This is a genomic window from bacterium, assembly GCA_016873475.1.
Taxonomy (GTDB): domain Bacteria; phylum Krumholzibacteriota; class Krumholzibacteriia; order JACNKJ01; family JACNKJ01; genus VGXI01.
Genome location: VGXI01000123.1, coordinates 1 through 9576 on the forward strand (window position 1 = coordinate 1; position 9576 = coordinate 9576).

Here is a 9576-nt window from a genome sequence, read left to right on the forward strand (position 1 = left end):
AGCCGGCGCGCCCACGCCGAGAGCTGGGCGCTGATCGGCCTCGGCGCGAACGGCGTCGCCACGGCGCGGCATCTGGACCACTACCTGTCGGCGCCGCGCCTCATGGCGCCCGAGCGCGCAGCGGTGCTGGCGGCGCTGCTGCGCGCGAAGCGGATCGTCGCGGTCCAGGTGCCGGGCTTCAAGGAGACGGCCTACGTACTGCCCGCGGACCTCGAGGCCGCGCGCGCGGCGCCGGCGCCGCGGGGCACGACCCTGATCTGCCCCTTCGACTCGCTGCTCTGGCAGCGCCGCCGCGCGGAGGAGCTGCTGGACTTCCGCTACCGCGTGGAGATCTACACGCCGCCGGCCAAGCGCAGCTTCGGCTACTACGTGATGCCCATCCTGCACGAGGGGCGCCTCGTCGGCCGGCTCGATCCGCGCCTCGACCGCGCGCAGGGTCGGCTCTCGATTCACGCGATCGGGCTTGAAGCCGGCGTGGCGCGCGACGCGCGGCTCGACGCCGGCCTCGCCGGGAGCCTCGCCGATCTCGCGCGCTTCGTCGGCGCGACGCAGCTCGAATTGCCAGCGGCCTGGCGGGGCCTGCCGGTCTAGGGGACGCCCATGCCCAGACTCGCCGCCGCGCTGCTCCTGTTTGCCCTCGCTGGTGGCGCCTGCGCGCGCCAGGCCCTGGTGCCGGCGCCGCCGCCGCGCCTCGCGGTCGAGGTGCCGCCGCCCGCGCCCGGCCCCGAGTACACCTGGCTGCCCGGCCACTGGGAGTGGACGGGTCGCCGCTACGCCTGGACCCCCGGCCGCTGGGTCCAGGCGCCCCCGGGGGCGGAGTGGGAGGACGGCCGCTGGCTGAAGCGACCGCGCGGCTGGATCTGGCTGCCGGGGCACTGGCGCTGATTCCTGGCGCCATCGCCGGGATTGACCCCGTCCGCCGTGCCACCTATCCTGTGCACAGGTTCCGAGCCGAAGGGTCTGCCTGCCGCGCGCGGCAAAGGGCTCGAGGCCGACAGGGTGCCGCGGGAAACGGCGGCGCCTCCCGTGCTTGGAAAGGAGCCCCGTGCCCTCGAGCGAACGCCCACCCCTGGTGGACCCCTTCGGCCGCCGCATCCGCTACGTCCGCCTGTCGGTCACCCCCTATTGCAACTTCCGCTGCAGCTACTGCCAGCCCCACGGCCCGGTGCTGCCCGAGGGCCCCCGCGACGAGATGACGCCGGCCGAGATCGAGCGCCTTGTCTCAGTCTTCGTCTCCCTCGGCGTGCGCAAGCTCCGCCTCACGGGCGGCGAGCCCACGCTGCGGCAGGATCTGGTCGAGATCGTCGAGCGCCTCGCGCGCCTGGGCGGCCTGGAGGACCTGTCGCTGTCCACGCACGGCATGTTCCTGGCGCCGCTCGCCGCGCCGCTCGCTCGCGCGGGGCTGAGGCGCGTCAACGTGAGCCTGGACACCCTCGACCGCGCGCGCTTCGCGGGCATCGCCGGCCGCGACGCCCTCGCTCGCGTGCTCGCGGGCATCGCCGCTGCCCGCGCGGCCGGCCTGACGCCGATCAAGCTCAACACCGTGCCGATGCGCGGCGTGAACGATGGCGAGATCGGCGAGCTGCTCGCGCTCGCCGCGCGCGAGCAGCTCGAGCTGCGCTTCATCGAGCTGATGCCGCTCGCGGTCGCCCGCGAGAGCTACGGCGCCCGCCACCTCGGCGGCGAGGCCCTGCTCGCCCTGCTCGCCGAGCACGGCGACTGGGAGCTGCTCCCGCGGGGCATCGCGGACGGCCCCGCCCGTCACTACCGCCGCGCCGCGGACGGCCTCAAGGTGGGCATCATCGATCCCCTCAACCCCAAGTTCTGCACGCACTGCAACCGCGTGCGCCTCACGCACCGGGGCGAGCTGCGCAACTGCCTCTTCGGCGCGGCGAACCTGCCGCTGCGCCACCTGCTCGCCGCGGGCGACTGGGCCGGCGCCATCGAGGCCGCGCTGCGCACGGCGATCCTGCGCAAGCCCGAGCACCACCGCCTCGAGGAGTGGGACGACGGCGACCTCTTCTCGCTGGTGCGCGTGGGGGGCTAGATGATCGTCGAGTGCTTCACCGTCGGGCCCTTCCAGGAGAACACCTGGCTGCTCGCCGAGGCGCCCGGCGGCGCCGCGATCGTGATCGACCCGGGCGGCGAGAACGGGCGCGTGCTCGCGCGCGTGGCGGCGCTCGGCCTGCGCGTCACGGCCATCGTCAACACGCACGGGCACATCGATCACATCGCCGGCGCGGCCGAGCTGGCGGCGGCGCTCGCCGTCCCCTTCCGCCTGCATGCGGCCGATCGCTTCCTCGTCGAGCACGCGGACGAAGCGGCGGCGCTGTTCGGCCTGCCGCCCTTCGCGAAGCCGCCGCTGGGGGCGCCGCCGCTTACGGACGGGGAGACGATCCCCGTCGGCGCGCTCAGCGTGCAGGTGATCCACACGCCCGGGCACTCGCCGGGCGGCTGCTCGCTGCTGGCCGGCGGGCATCTCTTCGCCGGCGACACGCTGTTCGCCGGCTCCATCGGCCGCACGGACCTGCCGGGCGGCGACCTCGACACTTTGATGGACTCGATCTTCACGCGGCTCGTGGAGCCGTTGCCGGGGGGCACGGTGGTCCACAGCGGCCACGGGCCCGACAGCACTCTGGCCGAGGAGGCGGCGACGAATCCCTTCCTGCTCGGCTGGCGGCGCTAGAAGCTTCGACCCCAAGGAGAGAAGCATGGCGAAGACGGCAGGCGTGCTGGGCTCGGGCATCGTCGCCCAGGTCCTGGCCGCGGGACTCATCAAGCACGGTTTCGAGGTGATGGTCGGCACGCGCGACACGGCGAAGCTGGCCGAGTGGGCGAAGGGCGCCGGCAAGGGCGCCAGGCTCGGCAGCTTCGCCGAGGCGGCGCGGCACGGCGGGCTTGTCGTGCTCGCGGTCAAGGGCGGCGCGGCCGCGGCCGCGCTGGAGCTGGCGGGCGCGGCAAACCTGGCGGGCAAGGTCGTCATCGATGCCTGCAATCCGATCGCCGACGCCCCGCCCGAGGGCGGCGTGCTGCGCTTCACGACGACGCTGGGCAGCTCGCTGATGGAGCAGCTCCAGCGGCAGGTGCCGGCCGCGCGCTTCGTGAAGGCCTTCAGCTCAGTCGGCAACGCGCACATGGTGAACCCCGACTTCGGCGGCACGCGGCCGACGATGTTCATCTGCGGCGAGGATGCGGCGGCCAAGGCCGAGGTGACTGCCCTGCTCGACGCCTTCGGCTGGGAGGCGGCCGACATGGGGGGCGCCGTCGCCGCGCGGGCGATCGAGCCGCTGTGCATGCTCTGGTGCATCCCCGGCTTCCTGCGGAACGAGTGGGGCCACGCCTTCAAGCTCTTGCGGCGCTGAACCGATTGCGCCGCTGGGACCCTTCCGCTCGCTCCGCTTCGAAGTCGCTCGCAGAAGGGTCTCAGCGGCGCTACCCGCGCAACACCGGAGTGCCTGCGGCATCAGAGTCGCTCGCGGAAGGGATCAGCGGCGCCTTCCGGGTCGCGCAGGCGGCGGGGCCCCGGCTCGCGCAGGTCCGGCGAAGGGTTTCGAGTATCCGGATCCTGAACGGCGGCGGCGCAATCCATCGTGGCCAGCGGGGGCCCTGATCGGTTACAATTCGGACAGCCAAGCGACCGCGCCCTGCGGTCGCTTGCCGTTGCTGCCCGTCGCCACTCGCTCAAGGAAGGAACTCCCCATGCCCGCTGCCGCCTCCCGCGCGCTCGCGCTGCGCCTGGCGCTCTGCCTGCTCGCCCTGCCCGCGTTGGCCCTCGCCATCCAGCCGGTCGACCAGCTGGCCCTCGAGATCCCCCTCGGCCTCGAGGACGCCATGCTGGCCAGCGACTACGCCAGCGAGATCGCGGCCCGCGCGGCCGAGCAGCAGCTCCAGGCGAGCCTCGGCCTGCCCTGGCGCGTCACGGCCTGGAACCGCGTCACGGGCAGCGCGCACCTCGCCGTCGGGCCGAGCTTCGCTGCGGGCGCCGCGCCGGCCGACGCCGCCGCACTCGAGCAGCTCGCGCGCAGCGTGATGGCCGCGCAGCCCGCGCTCTTCCCCGTTGCGCCGGGCGAGCTGGTCCTCAGCGCGGCGCCGCAGGCCCGCGGCAAGTGGGTGGCCCACTTCCAGCAGACCTGGCAGGGCCTCGAGGTCTGGCAGGCCAGGGCCCGCCTCGGCTTCGCCGATGACGGGCGCCTGATGTTCATGAGCGCCGACCTCTTCGCCGAGATCGCGCTCGATCCCGAGCCGGCGCTCGACGCGGCCGCGGCAGAGGCCATCGCCGCCGCTGCCCTGCCCGCGGCGAGCGCGCTCGAGGGCGCGCCGGCGCTGCTCGTGCTGCCCGTCCCGCGCGCCAGCGGCGGCGCCGACCTGCACCTCGCCTGGCGCCTGCGCCTGCGCACCGCCGACCCGCTCGGCGTCTGGGTCACGCACGTCGACGCTCACGACGGCGCGTTGCTCTGGCGCTACAACGACATCCACTTCGCCTACGGCGGCACGACCGAGAGCAGCACGCAGCCGATCACCTGGTGCGACGGCGAGGTCCTCGCGCCGATGCCCTATCTCAGCATCGACGTCTCGGGACTGGGCAGCACGACCAGCAACGCGGCCGGCGCCTGGAGCATCGCCGGCACGGGCCTGCCCCGCACCGTGAGCTGCGACCTGCAGGGGCCCTACGTGCACGTCGTCGACAATTTCGCCGGGGTCGAGGCCTTCTTCAGCGGCAGCGCCTCCGCCGACGTGCCGCTCACCGTGAGCTTCACCGACGGCAACTCGCAAGCGGACGAGCGCGACGTCTTCGACTCGGTCAACGACATCCACGACTTCTTCCAGACCTTCGCGCCGGAGTTCGGCTACGCGAACAGCAGCATCAACGCCTACGTCAGCCGCAGCGACGGCTACTGCCCGGGCAATGCCTGGTGGGACGGCAGCATCAACTTCTGCGCTGGCTCGGGCAACTTCGCGAACACGGGCGAGATCCAGGGCGTCGTTCACCACGAATTCGGTCACGGCGTGCAGGCGGCCATCCTCGGCTGGCAGGGCAACCAGGGGCTCGGCGAGGGCAACTCGGACGTGCTCGCCAACCTGATCACGCAGGAGTCGATCATCGGCCGCGGCTTCTACACGAGCAACTGTGCGGGCGGCATCCGCAACTCGGACAACAACCTCGCCTACCCGGGCGACGTCGTCGGTCAACCGATCCACTACGCTGGCCAGGTGATCGCCGGCTTCCACTGGGACGCGATGGTGGCCCTGCAGGACGCCTACGGCGTGGCCGAGGGCACCGAGCGCGCGGCCAGCACCTGGCACTACGGGCGTGTCCTCATGCATCCGACGACGCAGCCCGACCAGGTCTTCGCCACCTTCCTCGCCGATGACGACGACGGCGATCTCACGAACGGCACGCCCGATTACTACGCCTACTGCGGCGGCGCCCTCAATCACGGCTTCGAGTGCCCACCGCTCGAAACCGGCGTCCTGATCGGCCACGCGCCCGTGCAGGACAGCGAGGAGACGCCGCTGCCGATCGGCGTCGTGGCCACGGCCAGCTCGACGAACGGCGCCATTGCGGCCGGCGGCGTCAAACTCCACTGGCGCCACCCGGGCGAGGCCTGGCAAACCCTGACGATGGCGCCCACGGGCATCGGCGGCAGCGCCTACGGCGCCGAGATCCCGCCGCAGCCGGTGGGCACCCCGCAGTACTACCTCACCGCCGAGGATGTCACCGGCGCCATGGCCACGCTGCCGCTGGCCGGCCCGGCCGCGCCCTACGACTTCATCATCGCCTGGCGGCTCGACAGCGGCGAGAGCGAGACCGGCTGGGCCACCGAGATCGCGGGTGGCAGCAACCCTGCCGGTGCCTGGGTCTGCGTCGATCCGGTCGGGACGATCGCCCAGCCCGAGAACGACCACTCCGCGCAGGGCGCGCGCTGCTGGGTCACGGGCCAGCACACGCCCGGCGATCCCGCTGGCGCCGGCGACGTCGATGCCGGCTGGGTCACGCTGCGCAGCCCGGTCTACGACCTCAACGGTGCAACGACGGTGACCCTGCGCTACTGGAAGTGGTTCTCGGACAACATGGCCGGAGCCGACGCCAGTGACTTCTGGCAGGCCCAAGCCTCCAACAACGGCGGCTCGAGCTGGTACAACCTCGAGCAGAACACCAACGCCACGAACGCCTGGGTGCCGATCACCGTCAACTTGCTGAACCTCTTCCCCGTGCCCGCGCAGATGGCCTTCCGCTTCCAGGTCTTCGACCTCGGCGCGGACAACCTCGTCGAGGGCGGCCTGGACGATCTCACGCTCCTCGCGATCTGGGAGACCACCGGCGTCGGCGACGGCCTCGAGGTCACGCTGCCGCCGCTCCTCGATCAGAACGTACCCAACCCCTTCAACCCGGTGACCGAGATCCGCTTCAATCTGGCGATGCCCGGGCGCGCGCGCCTGGAGGTGCTCGACGCTCAGGGCCGCCGCCTGCGCACGCTGGCGGCCGGCGAGTTCGGCGCCGGGCAGCAGGTCTTCCAGTGGGACGGCCGCGACGAGGCGGGCCGTCCCGTGGCCAGCGGCATGTACTTCTATCGTCTGGAGACCGCCGCCGGCACGCAGGCGCGTCGCATGCTTCTGATCAAGTGATGCAGCCGCCGGGCTGCACCGGCAGGCCTCCCGCCTCGCGCCGCTACGAAGGCGCTCGGCAGAAGGCCTGCCGGTGTCCCGGCGGCGGCAGCGCTTCTCCTGGGAGGCTGCGCAGGTCTCCCGCCGCGGGATTACTGCCCGTGGCAAGGTCCCGCCGGCGCGCCGGCGGCAGTCCATCACGAGAGGTGTTCGATGCTGCAACTCGCGAAGTTCACGACTCGGCTGATCGCCCTCGCCCTCGCGCTCGCCGGGCTGACCGGCGCGGCGGCGGCCTTCACCCCCGCCAGCCAGAACGATCTCTACGAGATCCGGCTGCCGGCCTACGACACCTTGGGCGGGCAGAGCTTCGGCCGGGATGTCGGCATGCTGCAGGCGGCGCAAACCCTGGAAGCGCGCTATGGCGGCCGCTGGAGCGTCTACGCCTGGAACAATCTGAGCGGGACGCCGCGGCACGCCTACGGTCCCGCCGTGCCGCTCGCCGCGAGCGTGGGCGATGCGGCGGCGCTCGAGAGCCTCGCGCGCACGGTGATCGCCGCCAATGCCGACGTGCTGGGGGCGGACAACGCGGAGCTGCGCCTGGTGGCTGCGCCGCATGCGCTGGGCAAGTGGGTCGCGCACTTCCAGCAGACGGTCGGCGGCATCGACGTCGCGGGCGCGCGGCTGCGCGTGGCGATCTCGGAGAGCGGCAAGCTGCTCCTGCTGGGCTCGGATTGCTTCGCCGAGATCCCGCTCGCCATGGCGCCGAGCCTCGGCGCCGCCGCGGCCGAGGCGATCGCCATCGGCGCGCTGCCCTTCGACGCGGCCACTGACGCCGTCACCGAGAAGCCGCGCCTGCTGGTGCTGCCCGTGGCGCTCAGCGAAACCGCCGTCGAGCACCACCTCGTCTGGCGCCTCACCGTGCGCACCGCCGAGCCCCTCGGCAAGTGGGTGACGGACGTCGACGCGCACACGGGCGAGATCCTCCAGCGCCTGAACGACATCCACTTCGCCTACGGCGGCGGCACCGCGATGGGCGCGCAGGTCTACGGCTGGTGCGACGGCGAGAGCCAGGTGGCGATTCCCTACCTGCGCATCAACGTCTCGGGCCTGGGCAGCACGAACAGCGATGCGGCGGGCAACTGGACCCTGGCCGGCAGCGGGGGACCGCGGGCCGTCACCGCCGATCTCTTCGGACCCTACGTGAGCGTCGACAACTTCCCCGGCGCCAACGCCCTCTTCAGCGGCACCGTCCTGGAGAACCTGCCGCTGACGGTGAGCTTCACGGACTTGAACGCGCGTCAGGACGAGCGCGACACCTTCGACGCCGTCAACGACGTCCACGACTTCTTCGCACTCTTCGATCCCGGCTTCGCCTACCCGAACACGCGCATCAATGCCTACGTCAATCGCGCGGACGGCTACTGCCCGGGCAACGCCTGGTGGGACGGCACGATCAACTTCTGCGCCGCCGGCGGCGGCTTCGCGAACACGGGCGAGCTGCAGCAGGTCGTCCACCACGAATTCGGGCACGGCGTGCAGGCGGCCATCCTCGGCTACCAGGGCGAGCAGGGGCTCGGCGAGGGCAACAGCGACATCCTCGGCAACCTGATCACGCAGGACCCCGTGATCGGCCGCGGCTTCTACACGGGCAACTGCGCGAGCGGCATCCGCAACTCGCTGAACACCCTGCAGTACCCGGCCGACGTGATCGGCCAGCCGATCCACTCCGCGGGCCGCGTGATCGCCGGCTTCAACTGGGACGCGATGGTCCTGCTGCAGGCGGAGCTCGGCGGCGGCGCTGCCTGGAACGCGCCGGGCACCGTCGCCTCGGCCGAACGCTGGCACTTCGGCCGCGTCCTGCTGCTGCCGACCACGCAGCCGGACCAGGTCTTCGCCACCTTCTTCGCCGATGACGACAACGACAACTTGGAGGACGGCACGCCGCACTACGACAGCTTCTGCGCGGCCGCCGAGAATCACGGCTTCACCTGCCCCGAGCGCCTGATCGGCGTGCTCTTCGCGCACACGCCGGTCGGCGACACGATGGACACGGCCAATCCCTACCCGGTGACGACCCAGGTCGTCTCCACCTACGCGCCGATCGAGGCGAGCAGCGTGACCCTCCACTGGCGCAAGGACGGCGGCGCCTGGACCGCGGTGGCGATGGCGCACGACGGCGGCGACAGCTACAGCGCGAGCATCCCCGCCCAGGAGAGCGCGCAGATCGACTACTACCTGACCGCGGCCGACGCGATCGGCACCGTGGGCAGCGAGCCGGACGGCGCCCCGGCGGCCTTCCACAGCTTCATGGTGGCCTGGCTGATCGACCCGCTCGAATCGGCCGCCGGCTGGACCGTGAACCCCGATGGCAACGACGGGGCCGCGGCGAGCAGCGCCTGGGTGCACGTCGATCCCATCGGCAGCGCTGCCCAGCCCGAGGACGACCATACCCCTGCCGGTACGCTCTGCTGGGTGACGGGCCAGGCGAACGACGTCGACACCGGCCGCACCACGCTGCTCTCGCCGGTCTTCGACCTCACCGGCGCGGTGAGCGCCGCGCTGCGCTACTGGAAGTGGTTCGTCACCGACAGCACGAACGACGAGTTCGACGTCTGGCTCTCCAACGACGGCGGCGCGACCTGGCTGCGCGTCGAGCACGACCCGAACGGCAGCCCCGGCTGGGAGAGCGTGACCCACGACCTCGCCGCGCTCTTCGGCGCGCCCGCCTTGCTGCGCATCAAGGTCACGGCCGAGGACTTCGGGGCCGTCAACGAGGTGGAGGCCGCCCTCGACGACCTCGCGATCCTCGCCAGCTTCGACGACCTGACCGGCGTGGGGGACGGCCTGGAGATCGCCTTCCCGGTCCGCCTGGAACAGAACCGGCCCAATCCCTTCAACCCGCTGACCGAGATCCGCTACAGCCTGCCGGCGGCCGGGCCGGCCCGCCTGGCGGTCTACGACGCCCGCCCC

At 72.3% G+C, this 9576-nt stretch carries 7 protein-coding genes and 1 riboswitch; all 7 genes read left to right on the forward strand.

Annotation, left to right across the window (positions count from 1 at the left end):
* The coding region (locus FJ251_10355) for a hypothetical protein (protein MBM4118121.1) at positions 1 to 591 on the forward strand (591 nt) is incomplete at its 5' end.
* Between the two features lie 9 nt (positions 592 to 600).
* On the forward strand, positions 601 to 885 hold the full coding sequence (locus tag FJ251_10360) for a hypothetical protein (GenBank protein ID MBM4118122.1): 285 nt from the start codon (positions 601 to 603) through the stop codon (positions 883 to 885).
* A 47-nt stretch (positions 886 to 932) separates the two neighbouring features.
* A riboswitch (molybdenum cofactor riboswitch) is annotated at positions 933 to 1057 on the forward strand.
* Positions 1046 to 2047 carry a GTP 3',8-cyclase MoaA gene (gene moaA, locus FJ251_10365; GenBank protein ID MBM4118123.1) on the forward strand — a complete coding sequence of 334 codons (1002 nt, stop codon included), beginning with the start codon at positions 1046 to 1048 and terminating at the stop codon, positions 2045 to 2047. Its footprint overlaps the riboswitch before it by 12 nt.
* Positions 2048 to 2686 (forward strand): MBL fold metallo-hydrolase, encoded by a 639-nt coding sequence (locus FJ251_10370; GenBank protein MBM4118124.1) that lies wholly within the window; start codon positions 2048 to 2050, stop codon positions 2684 to 2686.
* A gap of 25 nt (positions 2687 to 2711) precedes the next feature.
* The gene (locus FJ251_10375) at positions 2712 to 3362 is read left to right on the forward strand and encodes a DNA-binding protein (protein ID MBM4118125.1); all 651 of its coding nucleotides are present in this window, start codon (positions 2712 to 2714) and stop codon (positions 3360 to 3362) included.
* A 337-nt stretch (positions 3363 to 3699) separates the two neighbouring features.
* On the forward strand, positions 3700 to 6627 hold the full coding sequence (locus tag FJ251_10380) for a T9SS type A sorting domain-containing protein (protein MBM4118126.1): 2928 nt from the start codon (positions 3700 to 3702) through the stop codon (positions 6625 to 6627).
* A gap of 192 nt (positions 6628 to 6819) precedes the next feature.
* A partial coding sequence (locus FJ251_10385) for a hypothetical protein (GenBank protein ID MBM4118127.1) occupies positions 6820 to 9576 on the forward strand: 2757 nt, incomplete at its 3' end.